The organism is Streptomyces sp. R28 (genome assembly GCF_041052385.1).
GTDB lineage: Bacteria > Actinomycetota > Actinomycetes > Streptomycetales > Streptomycetaceae > Streptomyces.
This window is the reverse complement of record NZ_CP163439.1, coordinates 2,328,246-2,350,868: the sequence shown is the minus strand read 5'-3', so window position 1 is coordinate 2,350,868 and position 22,623 is coordinate 2,328,246. Positions and strand designations below refer to the sequence as shown.

The following is a 22,623-nucleotide window of genomic DNA, read 5'->3' as shown; positions in this document are numbered from 1 at the left end:
AAACGCCGGAAGGGCTACAGGTACAGCCCCGCGTCCGCCCCGTCCCGCGGCTCCGGCAGCGACGTCGGGGACGTGCCCCGCTTCAGCGCGTACAGCTCCGCCAGGGTCGCCCCCTCCCGGCCGACACCCTCGTCGGTGCCCAGCCAGTTCACCGCCTCCCCGCGCGTCAGCGCCCCCACCTCGATGCGGGCCAGACAGCGCCCGGGGCGGACGACGGCGGGGTGCAGGCGCTCCAGGTCCTCGTTGGTCGTCACGCCCACCAGGACGTTGCGGCCCTGGCCCAGCAGGCCGTCCGTCAGGTTCAGCAACCGCGACAGCGCCTGGCCCGCGGTGTGCTTCGCCTCGCCGCGGATCAGCTCGTCGCAGTCCTCCAGGAGCAGCAGCCGCCAGCGGCCCTTGCCCGTCGAGTCGTCCTCGCCGATCGCGATGTCCATCAGATACCCGACGTCACTGAACAGCCGCTCCGGGTCCAGCACGCAGTCCACCTGGCACCAGTCCCGCCAGGAGCGGGCCAGCGTCCGCAGCGCCGACGTCTTGCCCGTGCCCGGCGGGCCGTGCAGCAGGAGCAGACGGCCCGCGATGTCCTCGGGCGTCGTCTTCATCAGACGGTCCATCGCGTCCGCGACCGGCGAGGTGTAGTTGGCCCGCACCTCGTCCCAGGTGCCGGCCGAGATCTGCCGGGTCGTGCGGTGCGGGCCGCGCCTGGGGGAGACGTACCAAAAGCCCATGGTCACGTTCTCCGGCTGAGGCTCGGGCTCGTCCGCCGCGCCGTCCGTCGCCTCGCCCAGCACCCGCGCGGCCAGCTCCTCGCTGGTCGCGGTCACCGTGACGTCGGCGCCCCGGTTCCAGCGGGAGACCAGCAGGGTCCAGCCGTCGCCCTCCGCCAGCGTCGCGCTGCGGTCGTCGTCGCGGGCGGCGCGCAGCACCCGGGCGCCGGGCGGCAGCAGCGTCGCCCCGGACCGTACGCGGTCGATGTTCGCCGCGTGCGAGTACGGCTGCTCGCCCGTCGCGAAGCGGCCGAGGAACAGCGCGTCGACGACGTCGGACGGCGAGTCGCTGTCGTCGACGTTGAGCCGGATCGGCAGAGCGTCGTGTGGGTTCGCAGACATGCGGCCATGATCCGTCACGCGGCGGGGCTGTGCACCCGGTTTCCGTGGGACGTCCCGCCAACGTGCCACGCCCGAAGCTTCCGCCGCATCCCTTCGCTCCGGTCACGGGACCGGGTAGTCGCGAAACCTGCCCGAGCCGCTGTCGGCGCCGTTACCGTTGTCCTTGATGGGACGTCATGGGTGGAATTCGGGGGCACGGCGGTGGCGGCTCACCGCGCTGCTCGGGGTGGGCGCCGCGGCTCTGGCGCTGCTCGTGACCCTCCTCAACACGCTTCCGGGGAACGGCGTGAACACCGACGGCACCTCCCGCGACGGCGACAAGGTGCACGGCACCCCGACCGCCACGCCGGACGCCACGAATCCGGAGGTGGGCTGGGGCTTCACCCACACCCGGCACAGCGCCGACGAGGGCGCCGCCGCAGCCGTGAAGCGCGTCGAGGGACGGCTCGCTGACGCCGGGGGACTGCCGCAGATCCAGCACATCATGGGCTGGGGCGCCGACAACCCCGAGCCGGTCGAGGGGCGTTACGACTTCGAGGCGATGGACCGCCGTATCGACTTCGTCCGCGCCTCCGGCAGCACCCCGGTCGTCACCCTGTGCTGCGCCCCCGACTGGATGAAGGGCGGCAAGGCCGGCGTCGACCACACGAACTGGAGCCAGGCCGCCCTGGAGACGGCGCCCGAGCCCGAGCACTTCGAGGACTTCGCCGCGCTGGCCGTGACCGTCGCCAAGCGCTATCCGGACGTACGGCACTTCATCGTCTGGAACGAGTTCAAGGGCTTCTGGAACGACGCCGAGGCCCGCTGGGACCACGAGGGCTACACCCGGCTGTACAACCTCGTCTACAAGGCGTTGAAGAAGGTCAACCCCGACATCATGGTCGGCGGCCCGTACCTCGTGATGGACAGCGTCGACCCGCGCGCGGAGGAGGCGTCGACAGCACTGAGGGGCAGTTGGGGTGCCCTGGACCAGCGCACCGTCGACGCCTTCGCGTACTGGAACGAGCACAAGGTGGGCGCCGACTTCGTCGTCGTGGACGGCTCCAGCTACACCCGGGACGACGAGCTGCTGCCCGACGAGTTCACGGCCACCGACAAGTTCACGGCCGTGGGCCGGTGGGTGCGGCGGCAGACCGGCGACCTGCCGCTGTGGTGGGCCGAGTACTACGTCGAGCCCGCCGACGGCAACGACGACCGCAAGGGCTGGTCCGAGGCCCACCGCGTCGCCGTCCAGGCCGCCGGCATGATCGCGTTGGCCAAGGGCGGCGCCTCCTCCGCCTTCTACTGGAACCCGCAGGAGGAGAAGGGCACCGAGTGTGCCGGCTGTCTGTGGACGCCGACCGACACCGCGGGTGGCGGCGAGAAGCTGCCGATGTACGACCTGGTCTCCCGGTTCGCCAAGGAGTTCCGGCCGGGGACCGAGTACAGGAAGGTGTCCGTGGACAAGCCCGAGGTCCGGGTCCTGGCCACGGACAAGGTGGTGTTGGTCGTGAACACCCTCGACCGGCAGACCAGCGCGAAGATCGACGGCAAGAAGGTCGAGCTGCAGGCGTACGGGGTGAAGTGGCTCAAGCGCTGAGCCACTTCACCGCTGGGTGATCGTCTGCGCGATCGCCTATTTGATCGTCAAGAACCGCTGCACCAACGAAGCCAGTAGCACCGCCAGCAGCGGCAGCGAGAACCAGAAGCTGCTCTGCAGCCACCGCAGCTGCCGCACGCTCGGCGCCATCGCCACCCGGACGACCTCGCGGGCCATCAGCAGCACGATCAGCGCGACCGCCGCCAGGCCCCCGACCACCGACCACGGCGTCCAGGTCACCTGCGGCCCGATCGGACCGGGATCGGCCTTCGGGACCTCGCCCGCGGGCTGCTTCCTCAGCGCGTACATCGTCACGTCGGCGTTGACGAAGACCCTCTTCAGCTCCGGCCGCCTGTCCAGGTTCTGGATCAGCCGCGACTCCCAGGTCGCCGAATAGCCGACGTCCAGGCGGAGATAGGTGACCTGACCGCGGTTGATCATCAGATACGAGTTCGGGCCCGCGTCCTTGAGCGACTTCACCAGCCCCGAGACCAGCACCGGGTCGACCGGCGCCAAGGTCGGCAGATACTCGACCTTCTCCATGTCCCGCGAGCCCCACGGCATGGCCGGCGTCACGTCGTTCACGGGGTCGCTGCTCAGCCACAGCAGCCGCAGGCTCGGATCGTCATGGGCGTACACGTACTCCATGGCGGCGACCTCGCCGGGCCGCACCCGCTCGAACGGCTCGTTGCCCCAACGGGCCACCAGGAAGCCGCCCATGAGGACCAGGCCCGCCATGAGCGCGGCCAGCGGGGCGAGGCTCACCCGGTCCTTGTCGCGCTCCTTCGCGGTGACGCCGGTGCGCGGGAAGAGGGCGAGTCCGGCCAGCAGGGCCGCGCCGGGCAGGGCGAACATGAAGACGCGCAGCGCCATCTCGCCGCCGTACGACTGCATGCCGAAGCCGAGGAACGGCACGAAGGTCAGGACGAGCAGAGAGCGCTCCCGGTAGTGGTGGAAGCGCCGCCGCCACCAGCCCCAGCAGGCGAAGGCCATCACACCGCCGGCCAGCAGCACGCGCGTGTACAGCACCAGCTTGTGGGTGGAGCTGCCGCCCTCGATGCGGCCGGAGACGGAGGACGACACATTGCTGCCGACGCCGCCGACCCCGCCGAAGAGGTCGTCGAAGTGCCCGGACCAGTACGGCTCGGCCATGAAGCCGATCCAGACCGTCACCATGACGCCGAACAGGATGGGCAGGCCGCGCAGTTCGGACTTGCCGATCAGCACGAGCGCCGTCAGGACGCCCAGCATCACGAACGGCGTGAGCTGGTGGGCCGGGACGCTCGCCGCGAACAGGCCGGTCACGACCATCAGCAGCACGGCCCGCTGCCGCCGGTCCGTCGGTTCGACCTCGACCTCGCCGGGCCGTCGCTTCGTCCAGATCACGTGCGGCGCCCGGAACCAGACCAGCAGGATCGCCGCGAAGACGAGATACAGCAGGTACGTGAAGCCCTGCGGCGAGAAGTAGTCCTGGCCCACCCAGCCGCTCAGCACGAAGATCCAGATGCCGGTCCACTTGGCGCGCCAGCTCGCCCGCATCGAGCGCACCAGCAGGAACATCGGGAACAGGTAGAGGAGTTGCATGGCCGTCGGCCACCAGCGGATGACCTCGGTGAGGTCACCGACCCCGCACGCCTTCGCGGCGAACGCGGCCACCGCGAAGAAGCCCGGCCAGCTCCAGCGCGCGTCCAGGTCGGGCACGGCGGAGCCGGTGCGGTCGATGTAGTCGAGGAAGCCGAGGTGCTGCCAGGCCGTCGCGAACCGCGGCTCGGTCTCGATCAAGGCCGGCAGGGCGTGCAGCGACACGACCGTCGCGAGCAGGGTGACCAGCAGCAACGCCCTGTGCTCGCGGCCCAGCCAGAGCAGCGAGGCGAACACCACCGCCAGCAGCGCGGCGCCGACCAGCGTGGGCAGCGGCAGCACGGAGATCAGCCCGAGCCCGCCCGTCCCGTCCAGGTCGGCCTCGCCGAGCCGCAGTGCGGGCACCCAGTACAGCAGCAGCGCGGCGGCCAGCAGACAGCCGAGGACGACCCCGCGGCGGGTGGGCAACAGGCGCTCACGCCAGGTGAGCGAGGGCGCGGCGGGCTGTGGTACGGGCTCGTCGTGCACGGGTGGCTCTTCCCGTACGGCGGACTCCTGCCGTACGACGGCCTCCTCCCGTACGACGGCCTCCTCCTGTACGGCAGCCTCCTCGGGCTCCTCCGGTACGGCCTCTTCGCCCCTGCCCGCACTGAACTCGGCCTCGAACGGCGCGTCCACCTCGGCGGGCCCCAGCGAGGCCTCCGAGCCAGGCGCGTGCTCCTCGACCGGCAGCCCGACCTCGGGCGTGCGGGCCCACGTCGGCCCGTGTTCGGCTTGGACCGGCGGCGTGCCCGTGGGCGGCGTACCCGGCCCGGGGCGGACGTCGGGCCGGCGTTCCAGGTGGTCGAAGTCGACGTGGATGCCGAGGGCGAGGGTGTCGGTGTCGAGCGCCCAGCCGGGCATGCGCCCCCGCGCCCCGGCGGGCACCTCGCGCGCCCCCAGGTCGGCGAGGTCACCGTCGGGGGCCGCGTCCTCCGGGACCTCGGCGGACGTCGCCCGCGCGGTCCGGTACAGCCTGGGTGCGGCGATCGCGACGATCACCGCGAGGGAGACGATCTCGGCGACACCGGCGCCGGTCAGGCCCATGCGGGGGAGCAGCAGCAGTGTCAGGCCGAGCACCAGGGCGCAGAGCAGGCCCTGCAGCCAGGCCAGTCCGGCGGTGCGGCTCTGTGCGCGCAGGACCGCGAAGTACGTCTCCATGACGACCCGCAGCAGCGCGCCGACGGCGAACCAGCGCAGCAGCGGGGTCGCCGCGTCCGCGTAACCCTGGCCGAAGACGCCCAGGATCCAGGGCGCCCCGAAGAACAGGATCGCGCAGACCGGCACCATGATCCGCGCCATGCGCCGCAGCGCGGCACGGGTGTTGGCCGCCAGCCGCCCCGGGTCGTGCGAGCCCTCGACGGTGAGGGAGGCGCCCATGTTGATGGCGAGCAGATTGACCGTGCCGCCGATGGTGGCCGTGATGTAGAAGTACGCGTTGTCCTCGGCGGAGACCTGAGCGGCCACGATCACCGGGATCAGATAGACCACGGCGAGGGAGAACAGCGAGCCGGTGTAGTCGCCCGCAAGGAACTTCCCGATCTCCTTCAGGGACGGCGGGCGGGCGTGCTCCTCGGTCGCCTCCTCATGGCGCGGCACCAGGCGCCGGAACACCAGCCAGCCCAGCGGCAGCACGGAAACCGCGATCGCCGCGACCCAGGACACGAAGACACCGGCGGTGGGGATCGCCACGGCGAAGGCCACCAGCAGACCCAGCTTCACCGCGGAGAACACGGTGTTGCCGACCGGCACCCACACCGCACTGCGCAGCCCGGTCAGCACGCCGTCCTGCAGCGTGAGCAGGTTCCAGGCGATGACGGCCACGACGAAGAAGAGACCGTTCACCGGCCCGTTCAGGAACCGGTACGACGGCCCCCACAGATCCAGCGTCAGCAGGAAGAGGCCCGCGGCGAGCGCCACGACCACGCAACTGCCCGCGTACGTCCGGAAGATCAGGCGCAGGCTCCTGCGTCCCGCCACCGGGATGAAGCGGGCCAGCGCACCCGTCAGCGTCACCGCGGTCAGACCGGCGAGGAACTTCATCGCGGCGATCGCGGCGGAGCCCTGGCCGACGGCGGAGTCGGAGTAGTAGCGGGCGGCGGCCAGCCAGAAACCGAGCCCCAGCACGGCGGAGATACCGGTGTTGATCATCAGGGCGTAGGCGTTGCGGAACAGCTGGCTGCCCCCGGAGGGCCCGCCCATGCCGGGCAGGCGAAGCCGGCGCCCCGACTGCTCGGGCGCCGCCGCGTCGGTCGATGCGGGCTCGGTCGTGGTCGTCGTGTCAGACACGGGAACGGATGGCCTTCCGGCGGACCTGTCGGGCTCTGCGGACCAGGGCGTATCCCTTGGTGAGGGCACGGTCCCCGGCGAAGGTTCGGGTGATCGCACGGCCCTGCACCATCCGCCGGAACTCCTCGACGCCGGTGCCTCGGCGCACGGTGAGACGGGTGAGGGCGTACGGCCCCTGCCGCCGCCGCGCGAGGCCGTTGTTGACGGCCAGCGCCTGGGCGTACCCCGTCTCGCGCACGGCCTCGCGCACCCGGCGGCTGGAGTAGCCGTACGGATAGGCGAACGAGGCCGGGACGGTGCCGAGTTCGTCGCTGATGATCTCCTTGCACAGGATCAGCTCGGAACGCAGCCGGCCGTCCGGGAGCTGGTCGAGCTGTGGGTGGGTGTGGCTGTGGCCGCCGATCTCGACGTCCGCCTCGGCGAGTTCGCGGACCTGGGCCCAGTCCAGCATGGTGTCCAGGCCGCCGCCGGTGTCGTGCGGGCCCTTCAGCCAGCCCGTGGAGACGAACAGCGTGGCCGGGAAGCCGTGCCCCGCGAGCACGGGCAGGGCGTGCCGGTGCACGCCCTCGTAGCCGTCGTCGAAGGTGATCAGCACCGGCCGCTCGGGCAGGGGCTTGCCGGAGCGCCAGCGCGCCGCGAGATCGGCCGTCCGGACCGGAGTCAGGCCCAGATCGCCGATCAGCGCCATCTGCTCCGCGAACGCCTCCGGCGCCACCGACAGATCGCGGGTGGCGTCGTTCGGTGAGGTGGAGACGGCGTGGTACATGAGAATCGGCACGCGTGCGTCGCTCATCCGATGCCCCCCTCGCGGCCGGCTTCCCCCTCGCCGGCCTCCCTGTCGATCCCCGCCACCGAGTACGTAACGCCACCCCGGCGAGCCCGGACACTCCCCACGACGTACCCACCGGCCGCCGTGAGTACCCCGGCGACGATCGCACCCGCCCGCCCCGCACCGCCCGGCCGGGCCAGCACGGCGTCCCGCAGCCCGCGCGCCACCCCGGCCGGCAGGACGCGGGTGGTGTACCGGCGCTCGGACTCAAGTCCCTTGTCGGCGCCCACACTTCGGGCCACCAGTGCCTTCGACAGGCCCTCGGCGTACGTGCGCGTGCGGAAGTACCGGAAGTGCTCGCGTGCTCCGGGCACCCGGTGGTGGATCACCGCACGGTCGTCGATCAGCAGGACCGCGTCGGGCCGGGCCCGGGTCAGCCGGATGCACAGCTCCGTCTCCTCGCAGCCCAGCGGCAGCCGGTCGCCGTCGCGCCCGATGCCGGAGGCGAAGCCGCCCGCGAAGTCGAACGCCGTACGCCGGAAGGAGGCGTTGCCGCCGAGGACGTTGCGCACCCTCACCCGGCCGCGCGGCAGGCCCCGGTAGGTGCAGCCGACCACCCAGTCGAACTCCTCGGGGAACCAGGCCGGCCGGCGCCCCGACGCCCAGATCGGCTCGGTGCGCCCGCCCACTGCCATGACGTGCGGGTCGGCGTACCCGGCCGCGAAGTGCCTCAGCCAGTCCCGCTCGGCCACGGCGTCGTCGTCGAGGAACGCGACGACCTCGCCGTACGAGGCGGCGATACCGGTGTTGCGGCCGGCGGACAGACCGCGGGGGCCCGCGTTGGCGAGCACCCGCACCTCGGTCGCGCCTTCCTCGGACTCCTTGTACTCCTTGGTCAGCCGGTCCAGGAGCGCCTCGTTGTGGTCGACGACCAGCAGCGTCTCCAGCGCCGGATACGCCTGCGCCCGCACCGAGGAGACCGCCGCGAGGATGTCCTCCCAGCGGTCCTCGGTGTACACGCAGATCACGACGGAGATGTCGGGACCGCTCAAGACGCTTCTCCCCGGACCGAGTGAGCCGAGTGGACCGAGCGGACCGAGCGGACCGAGTCGAGCGTCGGGGAGTGCGCCGCGGCGGTGCGGCGGCGCAGGGCACGCCGGTTGGAGCGCTCCTTGAGGATCACCTTGAGCACCCTCAGCCCGTCCCGCACGGCCCGCAGGTTGCTCGTGCCGTGGATGCGGAGGTACTCGTGGCTGGGTATCTCCTGCACCTTCAGCCCCGCCTTGACGACCCGGATGTTCATCAGGGTCTCCACCTCGAAGCCGGTGCAGTCGAGGTCGATCTTGTCCAGGCAGTGCCGCCAGAACGCGTTGTATCCGTAGCAGAGATCGGTGTAGCGGGCGCCGAACTTGCGGTTGACGGCCGTGCACAGCGCCCAGTTGCCGAGCTTGCGGATCGGCGTCATGTCGTCCGTGCCGCCGCCGTTGGCGAAGCGGGACCCCTTGGCGAAGTCCGCGCCCGAGACCAGCGCGGAGACGTAACTGACGATCTCCTGGCCGTCGGCCGAGCCGTCCGCGTCGACCATCACGATGATGTCGCCGGTGGCCGCCTCGAACCCGCTGATCAGGGCATCCCCCTTGCCCTTGCCGCGCTGCCGCACGACCTTGACCTCCGGCCACAGCTCACGGGCCACTTCGACGGTGTCGTCGGTGGAGTTGCCGTCCACCAGGACGACTTCGTGTATCCAGTCCGGCAGGGTTTTGAAGACGTACGGGAGGTTCTCGGCTTCGTTCATGGCCGGAATCACCACGCTCACGGGCGGCGCGATGGCCATGTGCGAGGAGACAGGACGGTACTTTCCGGCTGTTGACGGCTCTTGGTCGGCAACCGCCGGGCGCAGAACAGAACTCATGAGTCTGGTCCCTCTCGTCCGGTGGACCGCCCGCCCCTGGGCGGCCCGGCTTTTTGTCCGGTTCGAAAGGGGGGTTCTCACTCACGGCACGGACAACTGTCTCTCCGCGTACGCGTAGTGAGCTGGCAAATCCGGCCGACCACCGGGAAAACGGCAGCCGGTCGCGCGGCACGACTCGGTCACACCTGCGGACACCGTCACCGAGCACCCCCCCCCACCGCGCCCCGCGCCGGGACTGTCGCGGTCCCTGAGCCCTCCCCTGGAGCCGATTCGACAGTCCGATGCGCGTGAGATGTACGACAGTATTGATGATTGAGCCTTTATGGCAAGAGCTGGAACGGGCCCTCACGTTTTTGTTGGTTTGACCGGATTACCTGCCTGCCGAGCGGATCTTCCCCATACGTTTGAGGACTCGGTCCGCCGGTTCGAAGAGCTCCGGCCGTGTCTGCACGGTGTTGCGCAGCGCCCGGACCGGGGCACGGCGTGCCCGGTGTCCGAACGCGACCGGGTGACGCCGGGTCACCCACCCCTCCGACACCTTCAGCTCGCGTGTCTTCAGGGAGTCCTTGTACTCCTTCTGGCCCCGGCCGAGGTCCAGGTACGCGATGCCGTCGGCGGCGGCCGCCTCGGCCATGCGCAGATGCAGGACCAGGCCCGGCGAGTACTTCGAGAACGCCGGGTCGTAGGCCGGGAACCAGCAGGCCAGCACCCGCTCGGTGCGCAGCCCGAAGTGCGCGGCGATCGGCCTGTCGTCCGCGTACAGCACCGACAGGATCCCCGCGAACGGTTCGGAGCGCGTGTGGAACAGCTGATCCACGAGCCGGGTGATCCACTCGTGCGCGAAGCGGTCGCTGCGCCCGGTCCTGCGGTACTGCGCGGACTTCCAGGCCGTCAGTGTGCGCAGCGCGGCCGGATCGCGCTCGTCGTGCACGTACCGCACGCCCTCGTGGTCCCGGCCCAGCTTGCGCTCCTTGGCGAGCGTCGTCCTGGTGAACTTCGGTGACCGTTCGCGCAGTTGCCTCAGATACGCCGCGTACCCCTGGTCGACGTCCATGACCGGGGACGGGAACGTGTCGGACGCGCCCGCCTCGAACGCCGCCTGGCCCTCCACCAGGTGGTCGAACTCCCATACGGCGAGCCCGCACGCCTTCAGCAGCTCCCGGGCGTCCCAGCTGAACCCGGGCCGGTGCACCAGGCCCTGGGCGTCCGAGACGCCGAGGCCGATGGCCCGGCCGACACCGGTCGCCGTCCGCTGGAACGGGAAGAACGCGGCCGGCTCGCCGCCCTCCCGTACGACCGCGATCCGCACCCCGCGCCGGCAACGGCCGACCGCGAGCGCGAACTCGGGGGACAGGAAGGGGTTGCCCAGCTCGGGCGAACCTTGCAGATGGGCCTTGGACTGCATCGATGTCCACGCCGCCCGGTCGGCGGAGCTGAACTCGCCGGGGCGGTACACGCTGATGTCCACGTCAGTCAGTCCGCCTTCGCGTCGTACGGCCGCGCAGCCGCCGCAGCAGAACCAGCAGGAGAACGACGGCGCTGATCGCGGTCACGGCCACGATCCCGCCGCGCACCGACCACCGGTGCACGGCGAGCATGCCCTGGGTCACCAGCATGTTGACGACGACCGCGCCCGCGACCGCGGCGACGGTCCGGCCGAAGGGTTCCAGTCCGCGCAGCGCGGCGGCGATCGCCGCGGCCGGTGCGGCGAGCAGGAAGAACAGCGTGAACGGGCCGCGCAGCGGCGAGCCCGAGTCGACCAGCGCGAGAGCCGCGCCGAACCCCCCCGCCGCCGTGGCGGCGCCCGCGAGCAGCGGCGTCAGGTCCCTCCCCGGTCCTGGTCGCGCGCGCTCGGTGTCCTGAGATGAAGCTGTCTCGACAGGTAAGGTCTGCATTGGCGACTTTGCCCCCTGAAGCGCCGGATGCCGGGCTTCAATGTGGCTCAGCTTCGTGGGGGCCGTCAAGACGTTCCCCGGAGACGGCGGGCGTCTCCGGGGAACGGTTCGTTCAGATCGCGCGGTGTGCTGTGACGGGAGTCGTCACGGGAACCGCTACGGGACGAGCTTCAGCAGCCGGTTGGGCGAGCCGCTGCCGGCGCTGGTGACCACGTTGGTGGTGGCGCCGCTCGTCAGGGCCGAGGCGACCGCGGCCGGGGTGGCCGAGGTGTGGCCCGCCAGGTAGACCGCGGCCGCGCCCGCGACGTGCGGGGTGGCCATCGACGTGCCGGAGATGGTGTTCGTCGCGGTGTCGCTGGTGTTCCAGCCCGCCGTGATCGAGGAGCCGGGCGCGAAGATGTCCAGGACCGAGCCGTAGTTCGAGTAGCTGGCCCGGGCGTCCGAGCTGGTGGTGGCGCCGACCGTGATCGCCGTCGAGACGCGGGCCGGGGAGTACGAGGAGGCGTTGGCGCTGCTGTTGCCCGCCGCGACCGCGTAGGTCACTCCGCTGGCGATCGAGTTGGCGACCGCGGTGTCCAGCGAGGTGGAGGCGCCGCCGCCGAGCGACATGTTGGCGACCGAGGGACCGGAGTGGTTGTCGGTCACCCAGTCGATGCCCGCGATCACGCCCGCGGTGGTGCCGGAGCCCGCGTTGTCGAGCACGCGTACGGCCACGATGTTCGCCTTCTTGGCGACACCGTAGGTGGTACCCGCGATCGTGGTGGCCACATGGGTGCCGTGGCCGTTGCCGTCGGAGGCGGTGGTGTCGCCGTCGACCGCGTCGTAGCCGTAGGAGGCACGGCCGCTGATCTGCTGGTGCGTGATGCGGACGCCGGTGTCGATGACGTACACGGTCACGCCGCTGCCCGCGGTGTCCGGGTAGGTGTAGGTGCCGGAGAGCGGAAGCGAGGTCTGGTCGATGCGGTCCAGGCCCCAGGGGGCGCTGGACTGCGTGGCGTCCATCTTGACGCGCTGGTTCTGCTCGACCGAGGCCACCGCCGGGTCGGCGGCGAGTCTCTTGGCCTCGGTCGCGGAGAGGGTGGCGGCATAGCCGTTCAGCGCGGTGCCGAACGTCTTGTTCACCGAGCCGCCGTACTCCTTGATCAGGCTCTTGCCCGCCCTCGAGGCGGCCTTGAGCCCGGCGCTCTTCTTGAGCGTGACGATGTAGCTGTCCTTGATCGCCGTGGGGGAACCGGCGGCCAGGACCTTGCCCTCGGCCGGGGCGGCCTGGGCGGGGAGGGACGTGAGTCCGCCGACGAGGGCAGCGGTCGCCAGGCTGGTTATCGCGGCGAACCGGATCTTCTTGCTACGCAGTTGTGCCATTACGAGGGAGTCCTCCTCTTGGCGGCGCGCATGGGTGGTGCGCGCACATGTGGGGGGTGCGCGCGTCCTCGCACGCACGGCCCGGAACGTCGCGTTCCCGTTCCAAGTCGAGGTAAAGGATCTGTGCTCCCGGCATGAAGGACAAGGGAGTTGACGACCTGTCAACAATCCTGTCATGGACACGAAATCAAACACATAGTGAACCCATAGGTTGAGGCCCGCGATGACCGGAAAAGTCTTGGCATGGACACTTCCCGTCAACACGCGTAGTTGGTACGACGGTTAGGGCAGAGATCCTGCTATAGGGAGGTTCCATGAGACGTTCCCGACTTTCCGTATACGTCGCCTCGCTCCTCCTCGCCGTCGGCACCGCCTTCACCGGGGCCGCCGCCGCGCAGGCCGCCGACACCGCCGCCACCGGCGGCTATGTGGCCCTCGGCGACTCCTACTCCTCCGGCCTCGGCGCGGGCAGCTACGACAGTGGCAGCGGCGACTGCAAGCGCAGCACGAAGGCGTACCCCTACCTGTGGGCCGCCGCGAACTCACCCTCGTCCTTCGACTTCACCGCCTGCTCGGGCGCTCGTACGAGTGATGTCACGGCCGGTCAGCTCGGCCCGCTCAACTCCGCCACCGCACTGGTGTCCATCACGATCGGCGGCAACGACGCAGGCTTCGCCGACATCATGACCACCTGTGTGCTCCAGTCCGACAGCGCCTGCGTCTCACGGATCAACACCGCGAAGGCGTTCGTCGACTCGACGCTGCCCGGCAGGCTCGACAGCGTCTACACGGCCATTCGGACCAAGGCTCCGTCCGCCCATGTGGTCGTGCTCGGCTACCCCCGCTTCTACAAGCTGGGCGCGTCCGGGTGCCTCGGCCTGTCCGAGACCAAGCGGAGGGCGCTCAACGAGGCGGCCGACTACATCGACGCCGCGACCGAGAAGCGCGCCCTGGACCACGGATTCACCTTCGGCGACGTGCGGCCCACCTTCACCGGGCACGAGATCTGCTCCGGGAGCTCGTGGATGCACTCCGTGAACTGGCTCAACGTCCCGGAGTCCTACCACCCGACGGCCGCGGGCCAGTCGGGTGGTTATCTGCCGGTGCTGAGCAGCGTGGCCTGATCTCCTACGAGCTCGGCGACACCGTAGGCGATGGCGAGACCCCGCCCGTCGGGGTCTCCGTCACGCACGTCACCGAGAACGCCACGGAGTTGGACTTCGTCTCCACCGGGTCGCGGACCTCGACGCTGATCTCGTTCTCGAACGTCCCGCCCTCGTCGTCCGTCGTCACGAACGCCCTGTCCTGCTTGGTCCGTCCGCCGCCCTCCGGGAACGACAGGGTCTTCCAGCCCTGATCCATGACCTTGCCGTCCTCGGACACCCAGCGGTAGCTGACCTGCGCCGGCAGCCGCCCCACCGTGAACGTGGCCGTGAAGGACGGCGCTTGGCCGCTCGGTGGCGGACAGGACCCGGAGTACTCGGTACCGGCCCCCGCCAGCGTCACCTTCACGGACTGCGGCGCCGGAGCGGTCGTAGGGCTGCTGCTCGGGCTTGCGCTCGGCGTCGGGGTCCGGTCCCCGCCGCCGGTGTTCTCGTCCTCGGTCGGTGCGCTCCCGCCGCTCACCTCGCTGGTGGTGCCGCCGCCCGCTTCGTCACCGTTGCCCCCGCGGTTGAGGAGGGCGTACGTCAGTCCTGCCAGGGCCAGTGCGAGGGCGGCGAGGCCCGCGATCAGGGCGACGACGGCGCGGCGGTTGCGGTCGGGACGGTCGGTGTGGTCGGTGCGGTCGGACCTGGTGGCGGAGGCCGGAGTGCCGGTGAAGGGCCGGGTCGGCGTGGGCGGGGGGACCGGGGCCGTCGGGGCGGTCTGTGCCGGCGCGGGGAAGGCCGCGACGGTGGGGATGTCCGCGCGAGGGTGCCCTCCTCCGGAGGGGGTACCCCCGGCACCGATGATCCGCAGGTCCTGCTCGGCCAGGTCGGCCGGCAGCCGTTCGGCCGGGTCCTTGCGGAGCAGCCCCTCGATGACGGTGACGAGCGGACCGGCCCGGCGGGGTGGCGGCAGTTCCTCGTCGACGATCGCGCGCAGGGTGCTGAGCGGGGTGTTCTGGCGGAACGGGGAGTTGCCCTCCACTGCCGCGTAGAGGAGCACGCCGAGCGACCACAGGTCGGACTCCGGGCCCGGCGTGCGGCCCAGCGCCCGCTCCGGGGCGAGGAACTCGGGGGAGCCGATGACCTCGCCGGTCATCGTCAGCGCGGAGCTGCCCTCGACCATGGCGATACCGAAGTCGGTGAGGACGACCCGGCCGTCGTTCGACATCAGTACGTTGGCCGGCTTCACGTCCCGGTGCAGTACCCCGGCCTCGTGCGCGGACCGCAGCGCGGACAGCACCTCGGCGCCGATGTGCGCGACGCGCTGCGGGCTCAGCGGGCCCTCGGCGTCCAGCAGCTCGGCCAGCGAGATCCCGCGGACCAGCTCCATCACGATCCAGGGTCTGCCGTCCTGCGTGGCCACGTCGTACACCGTGACGACATTGCGGTTGGCGACCCGCGCCGCCGCCCACGCCTCGCGCTCCAGCCGGGCGTACATCCGCTCGATCTCCGGGCCCGGCAGCCCGTGCGGCGCGCGCACCTCCTTGACGGCGACCTCGCGGTGCAGCAGCTCGTCGCGGGCCCGCCACACGGTGCCCATGCCGCCCTCGCCGAGCGGGGACAGGAGGCGGTAGCGGCCCGCGATCAGACGTTCACTGCCCGGTTCTTCGGACACGGGCGTCCCCCATTCGCATCCGTGCGCATTCTCCATAAAAGTAGCTCAGCCGAGTGCGGATGCCGCCCCCTGGAGAACCAGTCCGGCCCCGATCAGCACGACGAGCACCGCGGATCCCAGTGGCGCGGTCCTGCGGACGAAGGCCGTCAGGGGGTGGGCCGTCCAGCGGGGCTGCTTGTCCAGCACCCGTGTCACTGCCGTACCCAGCCTCACGACGGCGAACCCGGCCGCCGTGAGGGTGAGCGCGAGTCCGACGCCGTACGCGATGACGAGCAGCAGCCCGAACCACGCCTTCCCGAGCGCCGCCGCGCCGACGAGCACGACGACCGCGGAGGGACTGGGCACGAGCCCACCGGCGAAGCCGAGGAGGATCGTGCCGCGGAGGGTGGGGGCGGTGGAGTGGGTGTGGGTGAAGCCGTTGTGGGTGTGGGTGAGCGGGCCGTGGGTGTGAGTGTGGTCGTGCTGGTGGTCGTGGTCGTGGTCGTGATCGTGGTCTGTGTGCGTGTGCGCATGCGCTCGGACGTGGCCCGGCGTGGGTGCGGGAGCCTCCGTCGCGGCGTGGGTGTGCGCGGCGACCAGGACCGGTTGGCGCTTGTGGGCGGGGTCGGTCTCGTGCGTGTGCTCGTGCCCGTGCGTGTGGTCGTGGGTGTGAGGGTGGCCGTCGTGATCGTGGGAGTGGTCATGTCCGGATGGGTGCGCGTGTGCGGGCCCGGCCATGTGCGGGTGTCCCTGCCTGCGGAGGTGCCAGGCCCGGCGTACGAGGGTCGCGCCCGCCGCGATCACCAGGGCGCCGCTCGCTATGCCCAGCCAGGTGATCACCGAGGGCGCCGCCGCCGAGCCGGCCGTGACCAGGAGGCCCAGGGTGACCACGCCCAGGGTGTGCGTGATCGTCACCGAGGCGGCCAGGGGCAGGACGTCCTTCATGCGGGCCCGGCCGCCACGGGCCGCCGCCACCGCGGCCATCAGGGTCTTGCCGTGGCCCGGGGCGAGCGCGTGCATCGCGCCGAGGAAGACCGCGATGACCAGGGCGAGGGCGGCGAAGCCGACGGTGAGGTCCTGGCGGGAGACCAGGCCGTCCAGGGCACGCGTCCACCGGTCGGCGCCACGCGGCAGGACGGAGGAGGTGGCGGTGCCCTGCTCCGCCTCGGCGAGGGCCGGTCCGCCGGGGCGCACGCGCACGGACGCGGTCTTGGTGTCGGCCGGGGAGGAGAGCAACTCCGCGGGGTACTCGGTCAGTTCGCGGGAGACGGACTCCTTCGGTACGTCCGAGGCGGTGAGTGTCGTACGGTCGCCGCGTGCCGTGATCTCCCGCCAGCCCGGGCCGGATTCAAGGCCCGCGCTGCGGAAGCCGAGGGCGACGGAGGCGTCCTCGGGGAGCGGTGCCGTCAGCCGGCACTCCACGCGGAGGGTGTCGAGCCCCGCCTGACCGGGCCGCACGCGCGCGTGGCTGCTGTTCAGCTTCAGCGCGACCGTCCGCCCGTCCACCGTGACCTCGCTGCCCTGCGCGGCGCTCTCGCAGCGCTGCCGGGCCCACCCCGCCATGCCTGCCTTCTCGATGTCCGGCTCGGCTTGCGTCGCCGGGATCTCGGCGAGGTCCTCGACATGGTGCACCCGTAGTTCGCCGGGGGCGGCGACGAGGCCGTCGTAGCGGTTGACGGTGAAGTTGCCGAGGGGGTGCGCGCTCGCGGGAGGGGAGGAGAACAGCGCGAGCGCGCACGCTGCCGTGAGGACGGCGGCGGAGGAGGCGAACAGACGACGAGGGGTCACTTGGCCGACTCCAGATCCTTGAGTGCCGTACGGGCTTCGCGGGCACCCAGCGGTGAGAAGCCGGGGTTCAGCTTCAGCGCGGCCTGCAGGTGTGCGCGGGCGTCCTCGGTGTGGCCGGTGGCGCGCTCGATGATCCCGCGGTGGTAGCGGAACGCGGCGTTGCGGTAGCCGGTGGCCGTGGCCCGGCGGGTGTAGGGAAGGGCTTCCTCGTCCTTGCCGTTGACGTGCAGCGCCCAGGCGAGGGCGTCCGCCGTGTGCACGGTCCGGCGGCGGTCCCACTCGGCGCGGGCGGCGCGCAGGGCGGAGGCCTTGTCGCCGTGGTCGGCGGCGGCGAGGGCGGTGTCGAGGTCGGCGTTGACGCCGTTGGCGCGGGCGAGGGCCGTCCAGGCGTCGACCAGGGCGTACTGGTCGTCGGCCTTGACCTTGTCGCCGGCCGCTTCGTACAGCTCGCCGAGTTCGACGAGCGGGCCGGGGAGGGGGTATCGGGAGACGACGTCCTTCAGGTTCTTGAGGGCGCCGGTCCTGTCGCCGCTCGCTGCCTGGGCGCGGGCGCGGCCTTCCAGGGCGGGGACGTAGTTCTCGTCGGCGGCCAGGGCGCGGGCGTAGTGGGTGAGGGCGGTGTCGTAGTCGCCCTGGTTCCAGGCGAGTTGGCCGAGCTGGGTGGCGACGTACGCGATGTCGCCGGGCGTGACGGCGGAGGAGAGCGCCTGTTCCAGCACGCGCTCGGCGGTCCGTACGTCGCCGCGCAGCTCCCTCACGTAGGCGTACCGCGTGAAGACCGGGATGCCCGGGCGGCGGTCGTCGGCGGTGTCGGCGGCCTTGGTGGCGTCGGCGTAGCGGCCGAGTTCGACGAGGGCGTCGACGCGGGTGCACAGGGCGCGTTCGCTGTAGGGGTTCACCTTCAGGGCCTGGTCGGCGTATTTCAGGGCGTCCTCGAAGTCGTGCCGGGCAGCGGCGAGGGCGGCGCGGCCGGCGAGGGCCTGGTCGTTGTCGGGTTCGAGCGAGAGGGAGCGCTTGAAGGCCTGGTCGGCCTGGGGGTAGCGGGAGGGGTCGCCCTTGGTGCGGGCCTGCTCGACGTAGGCGAGGCCGAGGGTCGACCAGCTGCTGAAGTCCCTTGGCTGGGCGCGGAGGTGGGCCTGGAGGGAGGAGATGCCGGCGTCGAGGTCTCCGTCGGCGAGGAGGCCTGGGGACACGGCGGCGGAGGCGGCTTTGACGCTCCGGTCGGTGGTGTCGTGTGCGGTGCCGAGGGCGATGGAGCCGGCGGTGAGGGCGATGGCCAGGAGGGCGGTGCAGCCGGCTAGGTGGAGGGCGCGGCGGCGTCGGCCGGCTGCGGCGGTGCGGCGTACGGTGGCGATGCGCTGATCAGGGGTTTCCTCGCCCCCGCCGCTCCTACCCGTCCCGTCCTCCAGGGGCTCCGCCCCTTCGACCCCGGGCCCCTGGGGGCCTGCGGCCCCCAGACCCCCGCTTCGGCCCTGAACGGGCCTCGTCCTCAAACGCCGGACGGGCTGAAGCGGTTCCTGCCGCTCCCGCCGCCTCGCGGCCCTCACCCGCCGTACGGCGGCAACCCGCTCATCGGCGCCCGCGGTGCCGAGTTCCGCGCCAATGCCCTTCCCGACTTCGCCGGCATCGGTCCCGGCCTTCCCCTCGTCCCCCTCGCCCCCCGCGGCAGCGGCATCCGCACCGGTGGTGGCCCTGTTCTCCTCGTTTTCCGGTGCGGTGTCGTTCGTGCGCGGGGCCATGCCCTCTCCTCGGTCGGCTTCTCGGTGTTCGGCAGCGGTCGTTGGCGCGTGCGGCGGCGCGGCCCGCGCCGTGGGGGATGAGTACTGCGCGGGCCGCGCCAGCTGAGGGAGCGGGGGGACCCCCGCCCGTGGGGGAAGGGCTTAGTACGCCCGGTCCCGCATCCGGCGCCACCACATCAGGGCCCCGCCGATCAGCAGGACTCCGATGGCGCCGGCGCCCGCGGACGCGGCGATCAGCGTCCGGTCGTCGGCGGCGCCGGAGGCACCGGCCGGCTGGAGGGCGTCGCCGAGCTGGCTGCGGACGTCGGTCTCGCCGTTCGTGCCCTTGGCGAGCGGGCCGCGAGAGCCCTCGGTCGGCAGGGCGACGTACGGGAAGGCCTTCTCGAAGTCCTTGTCGTTCTTGTCGACCGCGTCGCCCAAGTCGTTCTTGGCGCCGAGTAGTTCACCCTCGACGACCTGGAGCGAGGCGTCGATCACGTCGTCGGTGAGGCGACGGCCGTTCGGGAAGCCGGCGTTGTCGCCGTCGAGGACTCCGAGCCGCTTGGGCTCGGCCGCGGGCTCGATCGAGGTGTTCAGGCGCAGCATCTCCGACGGCGTCACGTGCGGCGGCTGGTTGAGGCCCTTCACGCCCTTGAGGAAGACGTCGACCAGGTCGTTGCGCGGCTCGTCGGGCGCCGGGATCTTGTAGATCGCCTCGATGAGCTTCGGCAGCTCGGGGTTGGTGACGTTCTTCAGGAACTGGCCGTCGTCCCAGGGCGAGGACGCGTTGAACTTGTCCTTGTCCTTGAGGGGGTTCACCACCTCGTTCACCAGCGGGCTGCCGAGACGCGAGACCTGCTCGTAGTAGCCCTTCGCGTTCTGGCGCTGCGTCGTCGACCAGATGCCGACGACCGGCTGGTGCGCCGACTCGGCGATCATGTGGGTCGGGACCTGCAGGGCGATGGAGTTGACGTTGTAGCCCTTGAGCGTGTCGTTGCCGACCTCGGAGAGGTTCCCGCCGTACAGCAGGTCGAAGACGCGCAGGTCCAGGAAGAACGGGTCGTCGGCCTGCCCGGCGAACGACGTCGCGTCGCCCGCGAGCTTGTGGACGGCCTGTTCGCGCAGCTTGGCGTAGTCCGGCATGGACGCCTTGCCGACGTTCGACGGCGCCACCGGGACGTCGTTGGCGACCTTCGTCTTCGACACCAGGTGCTGGTCCTTGAGCTTCAGCAGCTCGACGTCGTACGTCTGCGTGATGTTGAGGTCGGGGTCGTCCAGGCTCTCGACCGGACCGGTGTTGTACAGGAACGTCTTCTTGTTCTTGACGTGCGTGTCGAAGGTGAAGCGGTAGAGCAAATCGCCCTGCGCGTCACCGTTGTTGTCGATGTGGATGTCGTACTGGGCGTCCTCGGCGAACGTGAAGAAGTTCGGGCCGCCGGCCGGCTCCTCGAACGGGATCCAGTTCGCGATGATCGTCGTCGTGTCCGGTTTGTCCGGGCTGACGAACGCGTACACGTCCGTGTTGTCGTACTGCGGCGTCCCCGAGATCAGTGGGGCCTCCCGGTGGCTGGAGGCGTAGGCCGCCCCCGGTGCCAGCGCGGCGACGCCGGCGGCTGTGAGCCCCCCGGCGGCCAGCGCACCGCATACGAGGGTCACGAAGCCCTTGCGTCCCGCGCCGCTCCTGGAATTAGGTGTCATGCCGTCCGTCCTCAGTGCCAACTTGCCTGACGAATCCGATTCGGAGCCGTCGCCACGGTGGATTGGTCGAATCCCAAGCGTTCTTACGGCGGAACCGGAGAGTTGTTTCATCGGAGGGCGACCCGCGTTTTCGGCGCGCCGATACGTAACCCCATCCGGAGGTGGGTTCGTTGCGAATGCCTCGTGGGACGAGACGGCCGCGCTGCGGTCTGGCTGGAGGGGGAGACGAGTTGGAGGCGGACGAGCTGCTGGTGCTCGTGGCGGGCGGTGACCAGAGGGCGTTCGAGGAGCTGTACGGGCTGGTCTCCGGGCCGGTGTACGGGCTCGTGCGGCGTGTGGTGCGCGACCCCGCCCAGTCCGAGGAGGTGGCCCAGGAAGTGCTGCTCGAACTGTGGCGGTCCGCCGCGAAGTTCGACCCCGGCCGGGGCAGCGCCCTGTCCTGGATCCTCACCCTCGCCCACCGCCGCGCCGTCGACCGGGTGCGCAGCGCCCGCGCGGCCGGCGAGCGTGACCAGCGCGAGGCACTGCGCGCGAACCACCCGGCCTTCGACCACGTCGCCGAGGAGGTCGAGGCCGGCCTCGAACGCGAGTGGGTGCGCCGCTGCCTGGAGCGCCTCACCGCCCTGCAGCGCCAGTCCGTCACCCTCGCCTACTACGACGGCTACACCTACCGTGAAGTGGCCGAGCGGCTCTCCCTGCCGCTGGGCACGGTCAAGACCCGGATGCGCGACGGACTCACCCAGCTGCGCAAGTGCCTGGGAGGCGCCGCGTGAGTTTCACCGACCGACTGCTCCGGCGCGCGGACCTGCACTCCCTCGCCGCCCCTTACGCCCTCGACGCCCTGGAACCCGCCGAGCGGCTCCGCTTCGAGAAGCACCTCAAGACCTGCGACAGCTGCGCCGCCGAGGTGCGGGCCCTGTCCGAGGACGCCGTCCGCCTCGCCTGGTCGACGGCCGCCCCGGCGCCGGCCGCGATGCGCGACCGGGTCCTGGCCGCCGTACGTACCACTCCGCAGGAGTCCGCCGGGTGGGAGTCGGCACGCGCGCGTGCGCCCCAGCTGCCGCCGCATGTGTGGGGCACCCAGCCGCCGTCGCACAGCCGGGCGCGCAGGTCGCGCCCCTTGCTGGTGCCGTTCGCCACCGCCACGGCCGCCGCGGCGCTCGTCGTCGCCTCCCTCTTCGCCGTCCAGGCCGACAAGACGCAGGATCAGCTGGACGCCCAGCGAGCCCGGGCAAGTGAGATCGCTAACGTTCTGGCGGCACCCGACGCCCGGGCGGCCGCCGGCGAGGACGCACAGGGGCGGGCAATCGGAGTGATCGCCTCCGCATCCAAGGGGCGTGCCGTCGTCACTCTGAGCGGATACGGCGAGCTGCCGAGCGGCCGAGTGCACCAGCTCTGGCTGATGCGCCCCGGCGCGCAACCGCGCTCCTTGGGGCTCTTCGACGGCGACACGCCCTTGGTCGCGTCCGGTCTCGGCAAGTCCGCGACGTCACTGGCTGTGACCGTCGAGCCTGACGGAGGCTCACCGCAACCCACCAGCCAGCCGGTTGTCCAACTCGCCCTGAAATCGGTTGGATTCGGAGAGTAATCGCGGATGGGTTGTCAACACCCTTACGGGGAAGGTGAATCCTGTGACCGCGATACACGCGTGCCCCACCGGGGCGATAGGGTTAACCTGCCCGGGCCGGGTGGACTCGTACGGGTGGGGAGTGACATGGATCAGATAACAGTGCGCAGCAGGGCCAGGGTCCCTGCGATCACCTGCGGGAGCAGCGCGACCAGTTCGCGCCTCGACCGCCATCTCTCGGTGCTGGCGGGTCCCGCCGTGCCCCAGACAGAGGCGGCCGAAGCGACCTCGCTGATGCGTGAACTGACCACTCGTGACAACACGCGCGAGCGCAGCGACCGCGGTGCGCGGGTTGGCCGTGTCTCGCTCTTCGCCCCGCTGCGTCGGCTGCGTCGTTCGCTGTTCGGCGGGCGCCGCTGAGTCGCACCGGCGTTCCCGGAGAGAGTCTTCGAGGGCCCGCGCTCGACATGCCCCGCCGCCCCGCCGCCGTACTGCGTTGCCGCCGTCCGTCATCCCCACGGCGCGTGGCGGGGCCCGACGTGCGGGCCGAGCGCGGGCATAACCCCCCAACCCCC

The 22,623-nt window shown here is 71.3% G+C and carries 17 protein-coding genes; 5 read left to right on the top strand and 12 right to left on the bottom strand.

Translation table 11 applies throughout. The features are described from left to right. Positions 1-14: 14 nt before the first annotated feature. Complete coding sequence (locus AB5J49_RS10260) at positions 15-1,127, bottom strand: DUF5925 domain-containing protein (protein ID WP_369168242.1); 1,113 nt, start codon at positions 1,125-1,127, stop codon at positions 15-17. Between the two features lie 148 nt (positions 1,128-1,275). Here AB5J49_RS10260 and AB5J49_RS10255 point away from each other — a divergent pair, with 148 nt between their 5' ends. Then, the gene (locus tag AB5J49_RS10255) at positions 1,276-2,688 is read left to right on the top strand and encodes a xylan 1,4-beta-xylosidase (RefSeq protein ID WP_369168241.1); all 1,413 of its coding nucleotides are present in this window, start codon (positions 1,276-1,278) and stop codon (positions 2,686-2,688) included. A gap of 36 nt (positions 2,689-2,724) precedes the next feature. On the opposite strand, the gene AB5J49_RS10250 is transcribed toward AB5J49_RS10255, so the two are convergent. From AB5J49_RS10250 to AB5J49_RS10220, 7 genes are all read right to left on the bottom strand, one after another. Beyond that, positions 2,725-6,597, bottom strand: a complete 3,873-nt coding sequence (locus AB5J49_RS10250) for a lipopolysaccharide biosynthesis protein (protein ID WP_369168240.1) — start codon at positions 6,595-6,597, stop codon at positions 2,725-2,727. Further along, on the bottom strand, positions 6,590-7,390 hold the full coding sequence (locus AB5J49_RS10245; RefSeq protein ID WP_369168239.1) for a polysaccharide deacetylase family protein: 801 nt from the start codon (positions 7,388-7,390) through the stop codon (positions 6,590-6,592). The genes AB5J49_RS10250 and AB5J49_RS10245 overlap by 8 nt, the downstream gene beginning before the upstream one ends. Continuing rightward, positions 7,387-8,418 (bottom strand): glycosyltransferase family 2 protein, encoded by a 1,032-nt coding sequence (locus tag AB5J49_RS10240; protein WP_369168238.1) that lies wholly within the window; start codon positions 8,416-8,418, stop codon positions 7,387-7,389. The genes AB5J49_RS10245 and AB5J49_RS10240 overlap by 4 nt, the downstream gene beginning before the upstream one ends. Continuing rightward, positions 8,415-9,278, bottom strand: a complete 864-nt coding sequence (locus AB5J49_RS10235) for a glycosyltransferase family 2 protein (protein ID WP_369168237.1) — start codon at positions 9,276-9,278, stop codon at positions 8,415-8,417. The genes AB5J49_RS10240 and AB5J49_RS10235 overlap by 4 nt, the downstream gene beginning before the upstream one ends. A 370-nt stretch (positions 9,279-9,648) precedes the next feature. Continuing rightward, positions 9,649-10,746, bottom strand: a complete 1,098-nt coding sequence (locus tag AB5J49_RS10230; protein ID WP_369168236.1) for a GNAT family N-acetyltransferase — start codon at positions 10,744-10,746, stop codon at positions 9,649-9,651. A gap of 1 nt (position 10,747) precedes the next feature. Then, entirely contained in the window at positions 10,748-11,173 is a 426-nt protein-coding gene (locus AB5J49_RS10225; protein WP_369168235.1) for a hypothetical protein, read from the bottom strand. A gap of 156 nt (positions 11,174-11,329) precedes the next feature. Further along, a complete protein-coding gene (locus AB5J49_RS10220) occupies positions 11,330-12,535 on the bottom strand; it encodes a S8 family peptidase (protein ID WP_369168234.1) in 1,206 nt (401 codons plus the stop codon). 314 nt (positions 12,536-12,849) lie between these two features. On the opposite strand from AB5J49_RS10220, the gene AB5J49_RS10215 reads away from it, so the two are divergent. Next, complete coding sequence (locus tag AB5J49_RS10215; protein WP_369168233.1) at positions 12,850-13,659, top strand: SGNH/GDSL hydrolase family protein; 810 nt, start codon at positions 12,850-12,852, stop codon at positions 13,657-13,659. Between the two features lie 4 nt (positions 13,660-13,663). Here the strand turns inward: AB5J49_RS10215 and AB5J49_RS10210 are convergent, their stop codons facing one another. From AB5J49_RS10210 to AB5J49_RS10195, 4 genes are all read right to left on the bottom strand, one after another. After that, positions 13,664-15,298, bottom strand: a complete 1,635-nt coding sequence (locus tag AB5J49_RS10210; protein WP_369168232.1) for a serine/threonine-protein kinase — start codon at positions 15,296-15,298, stop codon at positions 13,664-13,666. Between the two features lie 45 nt (positions 15,299-15,343). After that, positions 15,344-17,065: a nickel transporter gene (locus AB5J49_RS10205; RefSeq protein ID WP_369168231.1), complete on the bottom strand. Its 1,722-nt coding sequence runs from the start codon at positions 17,063-17,065 to the stop codon at positions 15,344-15,346. After that, positions 17,062-18,804, bottom strand: coding sequence for a tetratricopeptide repeat protein (locus AB5J49_RS10200; RefSeq protein ID WP_369168230.1), 1,743 nt, complete (start codon positions 18,802-18,804; stop codon positions 17,062-17,064). The genes AB5J49_RS10205 and AB5J49_RS10200 overlap by 4 nt, the downstream gene beginning before the upstream one ends. A gap of 141 nt (positions 18,805-18,945) precedes the next feature. Next, complete coding sequence (locus AB5J49_RS10195) at positions 18,946-20,481, bottom strand: DUF4331 domain-containing protein (RefSeq protein WP_369168229.1); 1,536 nt, start codon at positions 20,479-20,481, stop codon at positions 18,946-18,948. Between the two features lie 230 nt (positions 20,482-20,711). Between AB5J49_RS10195 and AB5J49_RS10190 the strand changes: the two genes are divergently transcribed. From AB5J49_RS10190 to AB5J49_RS10180, 3 genes are all read left to right on the top strand, one after another. Continuing rightward, the gene (locus AB5J49_RS10190; RefSeq protein WP_369168228.1) at positions 20,712-21,254 is read left to right on the top strand and encodes a sigma-70 family RNA polymerase sigma factor; all 543 of its coding nucleotides are present in this window, start codon (positions 20,712-20,714) and stop codon (positions 21,252-21,254) included. After that, positions 21,251-22,069 carry an anti-sigma factor gene (locus AB5J49_RS10185; RefSeq protein ID WP_369168227.1) on the top strand — a complete coding sequence of 273 codons (819 nt, stop codon included), beginning with the start codon at positions 21,251-21,253 and terminating at the stop codon, positions 22,067-22,069. Before AB5J49_RS10190 ends, AB5J49_RS10185 begins: the two co-directional genes overlap by 4 nt. A gap of 126 nt (positions 22,070-22,195) precedes the next feature. After that, complete coding sequence (locus AB5J49_RS10180) at positions 22,196-22,468, top strand: hypothetical protein (RefSeq protein ID WP_369168226.1); 273 nt, start codon at positions 22,196-22,198, stop codon at positions 22,466-22,468. Positions 22,469-22,623 lie beyond the last annotated feature (155 nt).